Origin of the sequence: Bacteroides sp. AM32-11AC, assembly GCF_003603515.1 — a bacterium.
Classification (GTDB): Bacteria; Bacteroidota; Bacteroidia; order Bacteroidales; family Bacteroidaceae; genus Bacteroides; species Bacteroides uniformis.
Genome location: NZ_QTNH01000001.1, coordinates 57556 through 73202 on the forward strand (window position 1 = coordinate 57556; position 15647 = coordinate 73202).

At 46.7% G+C, this 15647-nt stretch carries 15 protein-coding genes and 4 tRNA genes; 2 read left to right on the forward strand and 17 right to left on the reverse strand.

Annotated elements, in window-relative coordinates; genetic code table 11:
- Nucleotides 1-14 precede the first annotated feature (14 nt).
- From rpoB to rpsU, 15 genes are all read right to left on the reverse strand, one after another.
- On the reverse strand, nucleotides 15-3827 hold the full coding sequence (rpoB, locus tag DW800_RS00335; protein WP_005825717.1) for a DNA-directed RNA polymerase subunit beta: 3813 nt from the start codon (nucleotides 3825-3827) through the stop codon (nucleotides 15-17).
- A gap of 105 nt (nucleotides 3828-3932) precedes the next feature.
- The gene (gene rplL, locus DW800_RS00340) at nucleotides 3933-4310 is read right to left on the reverse strand and encodes a 50S ribosomal protein L7/L12 (RefSeq protein ID WP_004291279.1); all 378 of its coding nucleotides are present in this window, start codon (nucleotides 4308-4310) and stop codon (nucleotides 3933-3935) included.
- Nucleotides 4311-4371: 61 nt separating this feature from the next.
- Nucleotides 4372-4893, reverse strand: a complete 522-nt coding sequence (rplJ, locus tag DW800_RS00345; protein WP_005825719.1) for a 50S ribosomal protein L10 — start codon at nucleotides 4891-4893, stop codon at nucleotides 4372-4374.
- Between the two features lie 15 nt (nucleotides 4894-4908).
- Nucleotides 4909-5607: a 50S ribosomal protein L1 gene (rplA, locus tag DW800_RS00350; RefSeq protein ID WP_005825721.1), complete on the reverse strand. Its 699-nt coding sequence runs from the start codon at nucleotides 5605-5607 to the stop codon at nucleotides 4909-4911.
- Nucleotides 5608-5622: 15 nt separating this feature from the next.
- Entirely contained in the window at nucleotides 5623-6066 is a 444-nt protein-coding gene (gene rplK / locus DW800_RS00355) for a 50S ribosomal protein L11 (RefSeq protein WP_005825722.1), read from the reverse strand.
- A gap of 59 nt (nucleotides 6067-6125) precedes the next feature.
- Nucleotides 6126-6668: a transcription termination/antitermination protein NusG gene (nusG, locus tag DW800_RS00360; RefSeq protein WP_005825724.1), complete on the reverse strand. Its 543-nt coding sequence runs from the start codon at nucleotides 6666-6668 to the stop codon at nucleotides 6126-6128.
- 12 nt (nucleotides 6669-6680) lie between these two features.
- The gene (secE, locus tag DW800_RS20090) at nucleotides 6681-6869 is read right to left on the reverse strand and encodes a preprotein translocase subunit SecE (RefSeq protein WP_005825726.1); all 189 of its coding nucleotides are present in this window, start codon (nucleotides 6867-6869) and stop codon (nucleotides 6681-6683) included.
- A gap of 14 nt (nucleotides 6870-6883) precedes the next feature.
- Nucleotides 6884-6956, reverse strand: a tRNA-Trp gene (locus DW800_RS00370).
- Nucleotides 6957-7012: 56 nt separating this feature from the next.
- Nucleotides 7013-8197 carry an elongation factor Tu gene (tuf, locus tag DW800_RS00375; RefSeq protein WP_005825727.1) on the reverse strand — a complete coding sequence of 395 codons (1185 nt, stop codon included), beginning with the start codon at nucleotides 8195-8197 and terminating at the stop codon, nucleotides 7013-7015.
- A gap of 50 nt (nucleotides 8198-8247) precedes the next feature.
- Nucleotides 8248-8319: transfer RNA gene (locus DW800_RS00380), tRNA-Thr, on the reverse strand.
- 17 nt (nucleotides 8320-8336) lie between these two features.
- A tRNA-Tyr gene (locus tag DW800_RS00385) sits at nucleotides 8337-8419 on the reverse strand.
- 124 nt (nucleotides 8420-8543) lie between these two features.
- A tRNA-Thr gene (locus DW800_RS00390) sits at nucleotides 8544-8617 on the reverse strand.
- A 93-nt stretch (nucleotides 8618-8710) separates the two neighbouring features.
- Complete coding sequence (hpf, locus tag DW800_RS00395) at nucleotides 8711-9010, reverse strand: ribosome hibernation-promoting factor, HPF/YfiA family (protein ID WP_005825731.1); 300 nt, start codon at nucleotides 9008-9010, stop codon at nucleotides 8711-8713.
- A gap of 18 nt (nucleotides 9011-9028) precedes the next feature.
- On the reverse strand, nucleotides 9029-9913 hold the full coding sequence (locus DW800_RS00400; protein ID WP_016271996.1) for a tyrosine recombinase XerC: 885 nt from the start codon (nucleotides 9911-9913) through the stop codon (nucleotides 9029-9031).
- Nucleotides 9914-9986: 73 nt separating this feature from the next.
- On the reverse strand, nucleotides 9987-10178 hold the full coding sequence (gene rpsU / locus DW800_RS00405; RefSeq protein WP_005825735.1) for a 30S ribosomal protein S21: 192 nt from the start codon (nucleotides 10176-10178) through the stop codon (nucleotides 9987-9989).
- A 279-nt stretch (nucleotides 10179-10457) separates the two neighbouring features.
- Between rpsU and DW800_RS00410 the strand changes: the two genes are divergently transcribed.
- Nucleotides 10458-12251 carry an aminopeptidase P family protein gene (locus DW800_RS00410; RefSeq protein WP_117704072.1) on the forward strand — a complete coding sequence of 598 codons (1794 nt, stop codon included), beginning with the start codon at nucleotides 10458-10460 and terminating at the stop codon, nucleotides 12249-12251.
- Between the two features lie 4 nt (nucleotides 12252-12255).
- A complete protein-coding gene (locus DW800_RS00415) occupies nucleotides 12256-12768 on the forward strand; it encodes a gamma carbonic anhydrase family protein (protein WP_009037306.1) in 513 nt (170 codons plus the stop codon).
- A gap of 92 nt (nucleotides 12769-12860) precedes the next feature.
- On the opposite strand, the gene DW800_RS00420 is transcribed toward DW800_RS00415, so the two are convergent.
- Nucleotides 12861-14081: a 3-deoxy-D-manno-octulosonic acid transferase gene (locus tag DW800_RS00420; RefSeq protein WP_005825739.1), complete on the reverse strand. Its 1221-nt coding sequence runs from the start codon at nucleotides 14079-14081 to the stop codon at nucleotides 12861-12863.
- A 31-nt stretch (nucleotides 14082-14112) separates the two neighbouring features.
- On the reverse strand, nucleotides 14113-15639 hold the full coding sequence (gltX, locus tag DW800_RS00425; protein WP_016271998.1) for a glutamate--tRNA ligase: 1527 nt from the start codon (nucleotides 15637-15639) through the stop codon (nucleotides 14113-14115).
- Nucleotides 15640-15647: the final 8 nt, after the last annotated feature.

Sequence of the window (15647 nt, forward strand, 5' to 3'; positions counted from 1 at the left end):
TTATCAATTATCCATTATTCTAAGTTGATGCTCAAGCCCAAACCTCTCAACTCGTGCAGCAATACGTTCAGTGACTCGGGGATACCCGGAGCAGGCATCGGTTCACCCTTCACGATTGCTTCATAAGCCTTGGAACGTCCTACAACGTCATCAGACTTGATAGTCAGGATTTCCTGCAGAATGTGTGCGGCACCGAACGCTTCGAGTGCCCAAACTTCCATTTCTCCAAAACGCTGACCACCGAACTGTGCCTTACCACCCAACGGCTGTTGCGTAATGAGTGAGTACGGACCGATGGAACGTGCGTGCATCTTGTCTTCAACCATGTGACCGAGCTTCAGCATGTAAGTCACACCTACCGTAGCCTGCTGCTCGAATGCTTCACCGGTACCACCATCATACAGCGTTGTCTTGCCGTAGCGAGGCAAGCCGGCCTTATCGGTCCATTCGTTCAAATCGTCCAAAGATGCACCGTCAAAGATAGGAGTGGCAAACTTCACGCCCAGGTTTTTTCCGGCACGCCCGAGAACGGCCTCGAATATCTGACCGATGTTCATACGTGAAGGCACACCCAACGGATTCAGCACGATGTCTACCGGAGTACCGTCAGCAAGGAACGGCATGTCTTCCTGGCGTACCACACGGGAAACAATACCCTTGTTACCGTGACGACCGGCCATCTTGTCACCGACACCAATCTTACGTTTCTTGGCAATGTATACCTTGGCCATCTGAATGATACCTGCGGGCAACTCGTCACCGATAGTGATGGCGAACTTCTTGCGTTTCAGCTCGGCATCGAGTTCCTTGTACTTCTTGATGAAGTTCATCACCAATGCACGAATCAGTCCGTTGGTATGTTCATCCTTCGTCCAGTTGCTCAACTGAACAGCGGTGAAGTCCAAATCGCTGAAGTCGGAAGCAGAGAATCTGGCGCCTTTGGAAATAATGTCGGCACCCATGTAATCCTTCACACCTTCCGATGTATAATTTTCTGTAAGCTTCAACAGCTTGTTTATCAACACTTTCTTGAGGTCACCAATCTTAGCGTCGAACTCATCGTCAATCTTCGGTAACAGAGCCTTGTCGGCCAGCTTGGAGCTGCGGGTCTTGACAACACGGGAGAACAGACGCTTACCGATAACAACACCCTTCAAAGAAGGAGAGGCTTTCAAAGAAGCATCCTTCACATCACCGGCCTTGTCACCGAAGATGGCACGGAGCAGTTTCTCTTCCGGAGAAGGATCCGATTCACCCTTCGGAGTAATCTTACCGATAAGGATATCACCCGGTTCGATGCGGGCACCCACACGAACAATACCGTTTTCGTCAAGGTCTTTAGTCGCTTCCTCACTTACGTTAGGAATGTCAGAGGTCAACTCTTCCATACCACGCTTCGTTTCACGAACTTCCAAAGAATATTCTTCTACGTGTACAGAGGTCAAAAGATCCTCACGAACCACACGTTCGTTCAGTACGATAGCATCCTCATAGTTATAGCCCTTCCACGGCATGTAAGCAACCAGCAGGTTCTTACCCAGTGCAAGCTCTCCGTCTTCGGTTGAATAACCTTCCGTCAGGATTTGACCTGCAGTCACGCGCTGACCCTTCTCGCAAATCGGACGGAGGTCAATCGTCATGTTCTGGTTGGTACGGCGCCACTTCGGGATATTATATTCTTTCAATGCAGGCTCGAAGCTTACGAACTCTTCCTCCTCCGTACGGTCGTACAGAATACGGATAGTCGTTGCATCCACGAATTCAACCACACCGTCACCCTCGGCAGTAATCTGCGTACGGGAATCGCGTGCCAGCTGGCGTTCGATACCGGTACCTACAATCGGAGCTTCGCTCTTCAATAAAGGAACAGCCTGGCGCATCATGTTTGATCCCATCAATGCACGGTTGGCGTCATCATGCTCCAAGAACGGAATCAAAGAAGCCGCAATAGAAGCAATCTGCTGGGGAGATACGTCCATCAATTCCACCTCGGAAGGAGGAACCACCGGATAGTCGGCATCCTGACGGGATTTTACTTTATCACGTACAAAAGTACCGTCATCGTTCAAAGGAGCATTACCCTGAGCAATAATCTTGGCTTCCTCTTCTTCTGCGGTGAGGTAAACCAAACCTTCGTCAGAAAGATCAACCTTACCCTCTGCCACCTTGCGGTACGGAGTTTCAATGAAGCCAAGCTCGTTGATTTTCGCGAACACACAGAGTGAAGAAATCAAACCGATGTTCGGACCTTCAGGAGTCTCGATAGGACAAAGACGTCCGTAGTGAGTATAGTGTACGTCACGAACCTCGAAGCCTGCACGCTCGCGTGACAGACCGCCGGGACCCAGGGCAGACATACGGCGCTTGTGAGTAATCTCGGCCAGCGGGTTGGTCTGGTCCATGAACTGTGACAAAGCATTCGTTCCAAAGAATGAATTGATAACGGAAGAGATTGTCTTGGCGTTAATCAGGTCAATCGGAGTAAAGACTTCATTGTCACGGACGTTCATACGCTCGCGGATAGTACGCGACATACGTGCCAGACCGATGGCAAACTGATTGGACAACTGTTCGCCCACTGTACGCACACGACGGTTGCTCAAGTGGTCGATATCGTCCACATCCGCTTTCGAGTTAATCAACTCGATGAGATATTTGATAATTTCGATAATATCTTCCTTGGTAAGGACACGCACGTCCATATCGGTCGTCAAGTTCAACTTTCTGTTGATACGATAACGGCCTACATCACCCAGGTCATATCTCTTCTCTGAGAAGAACAGGTTATTGATAACCTCGCGTGCACTGGCATCATCGGCAGGGTCTGCATTACGCAACTGGCGGTAGATGTAGAGTACAGCTTCTTTTTCCGAGTTACTCGGATCCTTCTGCAGAGTATTATATATGATAGAATAGTCAGACTGGTTCGGTTCTTCCTTGTGTACGAGGATATTCTGAACGCCCGACTCTAATATAATGTCAACATGTTCCGGCTCGATTACAGTTTCACGGTCAATAACGACTTCGTTACGCTCGATGGAAACAACTTCACCGGTATCTTCGTCTACAAAATCCTCAATCCATGTTTTCAACACACGTGCGGCCAACTTACGTCCCACCATCTTCTTGAGGTTCGTCTTGTTCACCTTCACGTCTTCCGCCAAATTAAAAATCTCGAGAATGTCCTTGTCATTCTCAAATCCGATGGCTCTCAGCAAAGTGGTAACCGGCAATTTCTTCTTACGGTCAATGTACGCATACATGACGTTGTTGATGTCGGTGGCAAACTCAATCCACGAACCCTTGAACGGGATGATACGGGCTGAGTACAACTTGGTACCGTTGGCATGTACGCTCTGTCCGAAGAATACGCCCGGTGAACGGTGAAGCTGGGATACAACCACACGTTCCGCACCGTTGATGACGAATGTTGCCTTATCCGTCATGTAAGGAATAGGACCGAGGAACACGTCCTGAATGACCGTGTCAAAATCTTCGTGGTCGGGGTCGGTACAATATAATTTCAATTTTGCCTTCAAAGGCACGCTATATGTAAGCCCTCGCTCTATACATTCATCAATGGTATAGCGCGGCGGATCAATATAGTAGTCCAAAAACTCAAGAACAAAATTATTTCTTGTATCGGCAATGGGGAAGTTTTCAGCAAATACTTTATACAGTCCCTCGTTCTTACGTTTCTCGGGTGGGGTGTCCAGTTGTAGAAAGTCTTTGAATGACTTCAATTGTACTTCCAGAAAATCCGGATATTCAAGCGGATTCTTAGTCGAAGCAAAATTAACTCTTTGATTTACAGTATTTGAAGACATCTGTTAATGGATTTGTAGAACTTAATTTTAAATATATACACAAAAAGGTTAAGAACCCTTTTCACGAAGGGTTCCTAACCGAATTACCTGATTTACAGGCTAATGTTATTTAAGTTCAACTTCAGCTCCAGCTTCTTCCAATGTTTTCTTCAATGATTCTGCTTCGTCCTTAGCCAAACCTTCTTTTACTACGCTAGGAGCACCGTCTACCATGTCCTTAGCTTCCTTCAAGCCAAGACCGCAAGCTTCCTTAACGGCTTTAACTACCTGAAGTTTAGCTGAGCCAGCGCTCTTCAATACTACGTCGAAAGAAGTCTTTTCTTCTGCGGCAGCAGCACCACCGGCTGCAGGACCAGCAGCAACAGCTACAGCTGCAGCAGCAGGTTCAATACCATATTCTTCTTTCAAGATTGTTGCAAGTTCATTAACTTCTTTTACTGTCAAGTTAACTAATTGTTCTGCAAAAGCTTTCAAATCTGCCATTTTTGTATGATTTTTAATTGTTTAAATACTAAATAAATTGATATAATTCTTTTTCCGAAATTTACGCTTCGGGACGTTCACCAAGAGTCTTGAGAACTCCGTGGAGGGTGTTACCACCTGATTGCAGAGCAGAAATAACATTCTTGGCCGGTGACTGCAGCAATGCAACGATATCGGCAATAACTTCATTCTTACTCTTGATACTTACGAGAGCATCCAACTGGTCAGCACCAACATAGAAGCTTTCTTCTGCATATGCAGCCTTCAGTCCGGGAATACCGTTCTTAGCCTTATCTTTAATCAACTTGGCCGGAGCGTTAGCAACGTTGCTGAACATTACGGCAGTTGTACCTTTCAGAGAACCATAAAGCGGAGAAAAGTCTTCTTCCAGGCTCTCCAATGCCTTGTGAAGCAATGTATTCTTAACTACCATCAATTTGATGTCAGCCTTGAAACATTCTCTTCTCAACATGCTGGTTGTAGCAGCATTCATGGCAGTGGTATCCACCAAATAGAAGTGACCGTATTCCTTCACTGTAGCAGCAATCTGCTCAATAATCGTACTTTTATCTTCCTTTCTCATTATTACTCCGTTTTATTAGATTTCTTCTACTGTTTTCGGGTCAATCTTGATGCCCGCACTCATCGTGCTAGAAAGATAAATACTCTTAATATATGTACCCTTGGCTGCAGTCGGTTTCAATTTATTCAAAGTAGAGATGAATTCTTTCGCATTGTCGCGAATTTGCTCAGCGCTAAATGAAACTTTACCGATAGAAGTATGAACAATACCGCTCTTGTCAACCTTAAAGTCGATTTTGCCTTGTTTTACTTCTCTTACAGCTTTAGCAACATCCATAGTTACAGTGCCACTCTTGGGGTTAGGCATCAATCCACGAGGACCGAGCACACGACCGAGTGCACCAATCTTACCCATGATGGACGGCATAGTGATAATCACATCAATATCAGTCCATCCACCTTTGATCTTTTCAATATATTCGTCAAGACCAACATAGTCAGCTCCGGCTTCTTTTGCAGCAGCTTCAGCATCTGGTGTACAAAGCACCAAAACGCGTACTACCTTACCAGTACCGTGAGGAAGTGATACAACACCTCTCACCATCTGGTTGGCCTTACGCGGGTCAACGCCCAAACGTACGTCGATATCCAGAGAAGCGTCAAACTTGGTATAAGTGATTTCCTTTACCAACTGAGCAGCTTCCTTGAGAGAGTATGCTTTCCCTGCTTCAATTTTTTCTGCAGCCAACTTTTGATTTTTTGTCAGTTTACCCATTCTAATTGAAGTTTATTAATTATTAACCGGGAACTCCCCTTTTACAGCGATACCCATACTTCTAGCTGTACCGGCAACCATTTTCATGGCAGCTTCTACAGTGAAACAGTTCAAGTCAACCATTTTGTCCTGAGCAATCGTACGAACCTGTTCCCAAGTAATCTCGGCAACTTTCTTACGGTTAGGCTCAGCAGAACCACTCTTTTGCTTCGTCACTTCCAACAACTGGATAGCCACGGGAGGAGTCTTGATTACAAAATCGAAAGACTTGTCTGCGTAGTAAGTGATAATCACAGGAAGAATCTTTCCTGCTTTGTCTTGGGTTCTGGCGTTGAATTGCTTGCAAAACTCCATGATATTGATACCCTTGGAACCCAATGCAGGTCCTACTGGGGGTGATGGATTTGCCGCGCCTCCTTTAATCTGTAATTTGATTAGTCCAGCAACTTCTTTAGCCATTTTCTAATTGATTTATATATATAAACATTAATGAAGAATACTACAGCGTAACACCTGCACTATTCTTTTTCAACTTGCATAAAGCCCAATTCGAGCGGAGTCTTCCGTCCGAATATCTTGACCATGACCTTCAGTTTCTTCTTCTCGGTGTTCACTTCTTCAATGATTCCACTGAATCCACTGAACGGACCGTAATTCACCTTTACAGTCTCGCCGACTACATACGGGATACTCAAGTCTTCACCTGATTCCTGCAATTCGTCGACCGTACCAAGTATGCGATTCACTTCCGACTGTCTCAGAGGTACGGGTTTTTCCGAACCACCCAAGAACCCTATCACATTAGGAGTATTTCTCAGATGATGAGCAACCTCACCCACCAGAGCAGCCTCCACCAAAACGTAACCAGGGAGATAACTTCTCTCTTTCACAATTTTCTTACCATTGCGAACCTGATATACCTTTTCGGTAGGAATCAATACCTGAGATACGTAATCACCAAGGTCGCTGTTTTTAATATCAGCTTCAAGGTATTCCTTTACCTTAGCTTCTTTTCCGCTAATAGCACGCAAAACGTACCATTTCTTTTCAATCTCAGACATTTCTCCTTACTTTTAATGTGGATAAACAAATTCCATCAGATGCTGGAAACAGAAGTCCATCGCAAATACTACCACTGCAATTAGTAGGGAAGCATATAAAACAACTACTGCACTGTTAGTAAGTTCAGAATACGTAGGCCACGACACTTTATGAACAAGTTCGTCGTAAGTTTCTTTAAAATAAGCTACAATCTTCTTCATTTCAAAAATATTAGCACGGGAGGAGAGGCTCGAACTCCCGACACCCGGTTTTGGAGACCGGTGCTCTACCAACTGAGCTACTCCCGTTTGTACATAATCAGTTCCCGATGTATACCGGGAACTGATTAAGATTATATTGGTTATTAGTCAAGAATTTCAGTAATCTGACCAGAACCTACTGTACGACCACCTTCACGGATAGCGAAACGCAAACCTACGTTCAATGCTACCGGGTAGATCAGTTCTACAGTGATTTCTACGTTATCACCAGGCATTACCATTTCAGTTCCTTCCGGAAGAGTGATTTCACCTGTACAGTCCATAGTACGCAGATAGAACTGAGGACGGTATTTGTTGTGGAACGGAGTGTGACGACCACCTTCTTCTTTCTTCAAAACGTAGATAGAAGCTTTGAACTTAGAGTGAGGTTTAATCTGACCGGGCTTACAAAGAACCATACCACGTTTGATTTCGTTCTTGTCAATACCACGGAGCAACAGACCTACGTTGTCACCAGCTTCACCTTGATCCAGCAACTTGCGGAACATTTCAACACCAGTTACAACAGACTTCTTGTCTTCACCCAAACCGAGGATTTCAACTTCGTCACCTACATGGATAACACCAGCTTCGATACGACCAGTAGCTACAGTACCACGACCAGTGATTGAGAATACGTCTTCAACCGGCATCAAGAACGGTTTGTCAATATCACGTGGAGGCAGAGGAATCCAAGTGTCGCAAGCATCCATCAGCTCCATAACCTTCTCTTCCCACTTTTCAACGCCATTCAACGCACCAAGAGCAGAACCCTGGATGAACGGAGTGTTGTCGCCGTCGAATTCGTAAGCTGAAAGCAGTTCACGCATTTCCATTTCAACGAGTTCCAACATTTCAGCGTCGTCTACCATGTCACACTTGTTCATGAATACAACCAGTCTCGGTACGTTTACCTGACGAGCCAGCAAGATATGCTCACGAGTCTGAGGCATCGGACCATCAGTAGCAGCAACTACGATGATAGCACCGTCCATCTGAGCAGCACCAGTTACCATGTTCTTTACGTAGTCGGCGTGACCCGGGCAGTCTACGTGAGCGTAGTGACGGTTAGCTGTTTCATACTCTACGTGAGAAGTGTTGATAGTGATACCTCTTTCCTTTTCTTCAGGAGCGTTATCGATAGAATCGAAAGAACGCAATTCAGAAAGACCTTTCTTTGCCAACACTGTAGTGATAGCAGCTGTCAACGTGGTTTTACCGTGGTCAACGTGACCAATTGTACCAATGTTTACATGCGGTTTGGTACGTTCGAATTTCTCTTTAGCCATAGCTTTACTTGTTATTTATTTGATTAATAATCAGCTTTTACATCTTTGTGAGCTGTTACCGGGACTTGAACCCGGGACCTCTTCCTTACCAAGGAAGTGCTCTACCGCTGAGCTATAACAGCAAGGAGAATAAGAGTTGTGGGCAAAGATGGATTCGAACCACCGAAGGCGTAAGCCAGCAGATTTACAGTCTGCCCCATTTGGCCACTCTGGTATTTGCCCCTACATTACAAAAAGAACTCTTTTCCTTACTAAATCATCGCAGAGTGAACTTTACCCGGACGATTTCCGTTCTCATATCATCTCCACCTCGTGAAGAAAGACTCATTCCACTCATCCTTGAGCGAGCCTCTTGTCGGATTCGAACCAACGACCCCGAGATTACAAATCACGTGCTCTGGCCAACTGAGCTAAAGAGGCAAGCTAAAAAATGCAACCGTAACGTTCATAGTGTGAGCGAAACGGCTGCAAATTTAGGCATTTATTTTTTACCCGCAAAATTTTAGCGGAAAATTATTTGCTCCGTTGCTTTTCCTTGTACTTAACCAGCTGTTTTTCCAAAGCTTCCAGGCATAAATCCACTGCTTCTTCAAACGTATCACAAACCTTGTTTGCATAAAACTCGCCATTGGGAACCAATACTTTCACTCCGGCTTCTTTATTTTCGGCTGTTTCTGGTTTTACTACCTTTAATGACACCTCTACTTTCTTTATATCGTCGTAAAATTTCTCCAACTTAGCAACTTTCTTTTGAACGAAAGACTGCAATTGCTCTGACGCATCAAAGTGAATCGATTGAATTCTTACTTCCATACTTACCTCCTTTTTACTTTAGGCTCGGGGATGAGCCTGATTATACACTTTTTTAAGCTCTTCAAAAGTAGTATGCGTATAAACTTCCGTTGTCGCCAGACTCTCGTGTCCGAGGAGTTCTTTTATCGAGCCTAAATCAGCACCATTGTTCAGCATAGCCGTTGCAAAGGTGTGCCTCAGCACGTGGGGACTTCTTTTTTTTACAGTCACTACCTTCGAAAGGTTTCGTTTCACAAGGCATGCTACGATACTGCGGTAAAGCCTCTTTCCATTCTTCCGGACAAAAAAAGCATCCGAGCGAACCGGGACAGCTTCATTCCGCACATTGACATATTCTCGCATCGAGCGTCCCAGCTCCTCATCGAAAGGTATAAGACGTTGTTTATTCCGTTTTCCCGTCACTTTAACGAGAGAAGCCGAAAAATCGACATCCTTATCATCCAACCCTATCAATTCTGAAAGTCGCATGCCGGTAGCATAAAACATTTCAATAATCATATGGTCGCGACACCCTTCAAAACCTTCACCAAAGTCCATATCATCCAGTAACCTATTCATCTCACCCTCTCTCAGAAATACCGGAAGCGGCTTTTTCTTCTTGGGCCCCGTCACTTTCCGCAACGGATCTACCGCGACCTCGCCTCTCCTCAAAAGGAATTTATAGTATGTCCGGATAGAACTCAGCTTTCGGTTTATCGTATTAGAAGCAAGTCCTTTGTCCATCAAGGAAGCAATCCATTCACGAACAAGTTCCGCATCTACATCCGATGGAGTCAAGTCTCCCAACATTTCTTCTCCAAACCTCTGCAGTTCAAGAATATCTGCCCGATAGTACTCAACCGTACCTTTGGAATAGTTCCGCTCGTGCAGAAGATAGTCAAGAAAAGAATCTGTCAACAACATATCGCTACATATCTAAAATCATGCAACGAATGTATGAAAAAGAATTCAATAATTCAAAGGAATTTACGAATTATTAATCTTCTACTTGCTGAAGTTGTTGAACGTAAACAGCACGTTCTTTCTTAAGTCTTTTAGTCACAGACGGTTTATCAAACTGTTGTCTGCGTCTCAATTCCTTAACTGTGCCAGTTTTTTCAAACTTTCTTTTGAATTTCTTCAGCGCTTTTTCAATGTTTTCGCCTTCTTTTACAGGTACTACAATCATTTTCTTTTAATTAAATGTTAATGGTTTAAAAATCTCACGATTAAATTGAGCGGCAAAATTACACATACTTTCTTTATTCACAAAACTTTCTGCAAAAAAATTACCCATGATTCCTAATTATCAAACGAATGAGCAAAGGGAAAGATGTTTTTATTGAGCCAATCCGCTAAAATCCGTGAAGCATAGCAAATTTTTAAAAGAGAATGTGTAACTTTGAAAGCAGAGAATGAAGAGATTATAAACTCATTTACACGCCTACTTAATTACATTTATAAAAATATGGCTCAGACAATCAATCAACGTATAGATGCTCTACGGGCATTGTTAAAAAGAGAAGGCATAGACGCTTTCATTATCCCCAGTACCGACCCGCACCTAAGCGAGTACGTAGCACCGTACTGGAAATCAAGAGAATGGATATCAGGCTTCACCGGTTCGGCAGGCACGGCGGTGATTACCACCGACAAGGCGGGACTGTGGACAGATTCCCGCTATTTTCTCCAAGCCGAGCAGCAGCTGGAAGGCAGCGGCATCGACTTATACAAGGAAATGCTGCCCGAAACGCCCAGCATCCTCGATTTCCTGCGGGAGAACCTTACAGCGAATTCAGTTGTAGGTATAGACGGAAAGGTATTTTCCACCACACAAGCCATAGCCCTGCAAGAGGATCTGGCAAAAAACGGCATCACCGTAAAGAGCATTGCCGACCCGATGAATGAGATATGGACAGACCGCCCTCCCATGCCCGAAGCACCCGCCTTTATCCACGAGATGAAATACGCCGGGAAAAGCTGTCCGGACAAACTGGCTGCTATCCGCCGGGAGATGAAGAAGAGTGAAGCGGACGTATTATTGGTGTCGGCATTGGACGAGATAGCATGGACACTCAATATACGCGGCAACGATGTGCATTGCAACCCCGTAGTAGTAAGCTACCTGATAATCAACGAACAAGAAACACACTTTTTCATCCAGCCCGAGAAAGTAACGGAAGAGCTTTCAGCCCATCTGGAAGAAGCCGGCGTCACCATCCATGCTTATGGGGACACCGAATCCTTTGTGACAAGAATACCGGACGGCAGCATCATGCTCGACATGGGAAAGACGAATTATGCCGTTTATTCCGCCCTCCCCCCTTCCTGCCGGGTACTTGACGAGCGCTCACCGATAGCCTTGCTGAAAGCGGTCCGCAATGACCGGGAAATAGCCGGCATCCACGCAGCCATGCAACGCGACGGAGTGGCACTGGTGAAGTTCCTGAAATGGCTGGAGGAGGCCGTTTCCGCAGGCAACGAGACAGAAATCAGCGTAGACAAGAAACTGCACGAATTCCGTGCCGCACAGCCACTCTACATGGGAGAAAGCTTCGACACCATTGCCGGGTACAAGGAACATGGAGCCATCGTACACTACGAAGCCACTCCGGCAACGGACGTGCCACTGAAACCCGAGGGATTCCTGCTGCTGGACTCGGGTGCGCAATACCTGGACGGCACTACCGACATCACCCGCACCATCGCACTGGGGAAACTGACCGAAGAAGAGAAGACGGACTACACCCTGATACTGAAAGGACATATCGACCTCGCCATGGCTGTCTTCCCGGAAGGTACGCGAGGAGCGCAACTGGATGTACTGGCCCGCATGCCGATATGGCAACACCACATGAACTTCCTGCATGGTACCGGGCACGGCGTAGGCCATTTCCTCAATGTGCACGAAGGTCCGCAAAGCATCCGCATGAATGAGAATCCGGTAACCCTACGGCCGGGAATGGTCACTTCCAACGAACCGGGCGTTTATAAAGCCGGAAGCCATGGAATACGCACGGAAAACCTGGTGCTGACCGTGAAGGACGGTGAAGGCATGTTCGGAAATTACCTGAAGTTCGAAACCATTACCCTCTGCCCCATCTGCAAGAAAGGTATCATCAAAGAGATGCTGACGGCAGAGGAAACGGCATGGCTGGACAACTATCACCAGCATGTATACGAGACACTTTCGCCAAGCCTGAACGAAGGAGAACGGGAATGGCTGAAGGAAGCATGCAGTAACCTAACCACTAATCACTAAAAAAATGGCATTAATAAAATCAGTAAGAGGATTCACTCCCGAAATCGGGGAGAATTGTTTTTTGGCGGACAATGCGGTTGTCATTGGCGACGTCAAGATGGGACGGGATTGCAGCATCTGGTTCAGCACCGTGCTGCGGGGTGACGTAAACTCAATCCGCATAGGGAACGGAGTAAACATCCAGGATGGAAGCGTGCTCCACACCTTGTACGAGAAATCGACCATAGAGATAGGAGACCACGTATCCGTGGGGCACAACGTGACCATCCACGGAGCCACTATCAAGGACTATGCTTTGGTAGGGATGGGTTCCACCATCCTTGACCACGCAGTAGTGGGCGAAGGGGCTATTGTCGCCGCTGGTTCCCTGGTATTGAGCAATACGGTCATCGAGCCGGGAAGCATCTGGGGAGGAGTCCCCGCCAAGTTCATCAAGAAAGTAGATCCGGAGCAGGCCAAGGAGCTGAACCAGAAGATTGCACACAACTATCTGATGTATTCCGACTGGTACAAATAAAGGGAGACAAGGCGCCCCAAAAAGGCAGGGCGATAAAGGGATGCCATTCCATCACCTTTACCGCCCTATCGCTTTTATCACTCTTTACTTTTCTAAAAGTTTATCATACTCATTATCTTATCCGTCGCACCGGCGTTGCCGGTCACATAATTGCTTGCATTCATGCCTGATTCTCGCAAAAAGACTTCATCTGTCAGCATACGGTCGAGCAAAGTTTTCAGTTCCTCATAATCCTTCACCGAGAAAGCGCCTTTTGCCTCCAGCAACTGGATAGCCTCCTGGAATTTCTGATACTTCGGTCCGAAAATCACCGGAATGCCATAAACTGCAGCCTCAAGGGTATTGTGGATTCCCACCCCGAAACCACCTCCGATATAGGCAATCTCGCCATAGCGGTAGATGGAAGAGAGCAACCCGAAGCAGTCGATAATCAGGCAGTCGGCCTTACGGACATTCTTCTCGTCGGCACGGGTATAGCGCACGTAGGGGCGTTTCAGTTTACGGATAATCTCTACCAGATGGTTTTCGTCGATAACGTGCGGAGCGATAACCAACTTCACCTCCGGATGCTGGTTAAAGTATTCAATAAACAAATCCTCGTCCGGCTGCCAGGAGCTTCCTGCCACGAAAGTCATCGTGTTGTTCTTGAAAAGCTCCACCAAAGGCAGATGTTTGGCCTCCTCACGAATCTGCAGCACACGGTCAAAACGGGTATCCCCCACCACCGTGACACGGCTGATACCTATCTTCGCCAGATAGCGTTTGGAGCGTTCATTCTGCACAAACAAATGGTCGAAGTCGCGCAGCACATGTCTGTACGTACCGCCATACCACTTGAAGAATACTTGTCCGCGGCGGAAAATGGAAGAAATGCTGTACACCGGAATACGGCGCTTGTGCAGTTCGTCCAGATAGTTCTTCCAGAACTCGTACTTGATAAAGAATGCCATGCAGGGATTCACGATATCCAGGAACTTCTTCACATTGCGGGACTTGTCGAAAGGCAAGTAACAGACAACGTCTGCCCCCCTATAATTCTTGCGGACCTCATAGCCCGACGGCGAGAAGAAAGTCAGCAGAATACCGTAATCCGGATATTTGGCACGAATTTTCTCAATCAACGGCCGTCCCTGCTCGAACTCCCCCAAAGAAGCGGCATGGAACCATATATAGCGCACGTCCTTCTCCAACTGCTGCCGGAGAAGTTCATAGACCACCCAGTGTCCCTTCATCATTTTTCGGGGCTTACGGCTAAATGGAGCAGCCAAATGCACCAGAATATCGTAGATGGCTATTGCCAAGTCATATAGCATACTATATGGATTAAGGATGAAGAAGATTTATTCACTTTAAAGCATCAACAGCACGCTGTATACGGGCCAACGTCTCTTCCTTGCCAATCAGCTCGGTAATGTCGAACATGTGCGGGCCTTTACACTCGCCCACCACTGACAAGCGGAAGGCATTCATCACATTTCCCATGTGATAGCCACGCTCAGTAATCCAACCAATCACAATATCTTCGGAAGGCTTGGAGGAGAAATCCCCGATGCCGCGCAACACATCCATCAATTCGGTCATGATGCGGGGAGTATCTTCCGACCAACGCTTCTTCACATCCTTTGCCGCATATTCCGTGGGGGCTACGAAGAAAAAACGGGTCTGGTCCCACAGTTCCTTTACGAAGTTGACGCGTCCCTTCACCAGTGAAACCACTTTCGTAAGGAACTCGTCGCTATAGTTGGAGGCGTCTATGCCGTTGGACTCCAGCACCGGTCTGAAAAGACAAGCTATCTCCGCATCCGGTTTCATCATGATGTACTCATGGTTGAACCAGATACCTTTCTTATAGTCGAATTTGGCACCCGACTTGCTGCAATGGCTCAAATCAAACAATTTCACCAATTCATCCATAGACATCAGTTCCTGGTCATTGCCCGGATTCCAGCCCAGCAGAGCCAGGAAATTAATGACCGCTTCGGGCAGATAACCAGATTCCCGGTAGCCTGAAGAAACATCTCCCGACTTGGGGTCATGCCACTCCAACGGGAAAACCGGGAAGCCCAGACGGTCGCCGTCACGCTTACTCAATTTGCCGTTACCCTCGGGCTTCAGCAACAAGGGCAAATGCGCAAAGGCAGGCATGGTATCCTCCCACCCAAAGGCACGGTAGAGCAATACATGCAACGGCGCGGAAGGCAACCATTCCTCACCGCGTATCACATGGGACACTTCCATCAAATGGTCGTCCACAATATTGGCCAGATGGTAAGTAGGAAGTTCATCTGCCGATTTATAAAGAACCTTGTCATCAAGAATGGAAGAGTTTATCACTACTTCCCCACGAATCAGGTCGTTCACATGCACATCTTCGTTCGGCTCTATCTTGAAACGCACCACGTACTGCTTACCGGCAGCAATCAGCGCGTCTACCTCTTCTTTAGGAAGGGTCAGTGAATTGCGCATCTGCAAGCGGGTAGAAGCATCGTACTGGAAATTCGCAATCTCCGCACGCTTTGCTTCCAGCTCCTCAGGAGTATCGAAAGCGATGTAGGCTTTTCCGGCCTCCAGCAGAATCTGAACATACTTCTTGTATATTTCCCGACGTTCCGACTGACGGTACGGGCCATGGTCTCCACCGAAACTCACGCCCTCGTCAAACGGGATGCCCAACCACTTGAAAGATTCCAGGATATATTCTTCCGCACCCGGCACAAACCGGTTGGAATCAGTATCTTCAATACGAAATATCAAATCTCCTCCATGCTGACGCGCAAAGAGATAATTGTATAAAGCTGTACGCACACCGCCGATGTGCAACGCCCCCGTAGGACTCGGGGCAAAACGGACTCTGACCTTTCTTTCTGTCATAATCTACC

Coding starts and splice junctions, on each gene's coding strand:
- rpoB (WP_005825717.1), bottom strand. CDS start 3,827: ATGTCTTCAAATACTGTAAATCAAAGAGTTAATTTTGCTTCGACTAAG.
- rplL (WP_004291279.1), bottom strand. CDS start 4,310: ATGGCAGATTTGAAAGCTTTTGCAGAACAATTAGTTAACTTGACAGTA.
- rplJ (WP_005825719.1), bottom strand. CDS start 4,893: ATGAGAAAGGAAGATAAAAGTACGATTATTGAGCAGATTGCTGCTACA.
- rplA (WP_005825721.1), bottom strand. CDS start 5,607: ATGGGTAAACTGACAAAAAATCAAAAGTTGGCTGCAGAAAAAATTGAA.
- rplK (WP_005825722.1), bottom strand. CDS start 6,066: ATGGCTAAAGAAGTTGCTGGACTAATCAAATTACAGATTAAAGGAGGC.
- nusG (WP_005825724.1), bottom strand. CDS start 6,668: ATGTCTGAGATTGAAAAGAAATGGTACGTTTTGCGTGCTATTAGCGGA.
- secE (WP_005825726.1), bottom strand. CDS start 6,869: ATGAAGAAGATTGTAGCTTATTTTAAAGAAACTTACGACGAACTTGTT.
- tuf (WP_005825727.1), bottom strand. CDS start 8,197: ATGGCTAAAGAGAAATTCGAACGTACCAAACCGCATGTAAACATTGGT.
- hpf (WP_005825731.1), bottom strand. CDS start 9,010: ATGGAAGTAAGAATTCAATCGATTCACTTTGATGCGTCAGAGCAATTG.
- DW800_RS00400 (WP_016271996.1), bottom strand. CDS start 9,913: ATGTTGTTGACAGATTCTTTTCTTGACTATCTTCTGCACGAGCGGAAC.
- rpsU (WP_005825735.1), bottom strand. CDS start 10,178: ATGATTGTAGTACCTGTAAAAGAAGGCGAAAACATTGAAAAAGCGCTG.
- DW800_RS00410 (WP_117704072.1), top strand. CDS start 10,458: ATGGCTCAGACAATCAATCAACGTATAGATGCTCTACGGGCATTGTTA.
- DW800_RS00415 (WP_009037306.1), top strand. CDS start 12,256: ATGGCATTAATAAAATCAGTAAGAGGATTCACTCCCGAAATCGGGGAG.
- DW800_RS00420 (WP_005825739.1), bottom strand. CDS start 14,081: ATGCTATATGACTTGGCAATAGCCATCTACGATATTCTGGTGCATTTG.
- gltX (WP_016271998.1), bottom strand. CDS start 15,639: ATGACAGAAAGAAAGGTCAGAGTCCGTTTTGCCCCGAGTCCTACGGGG.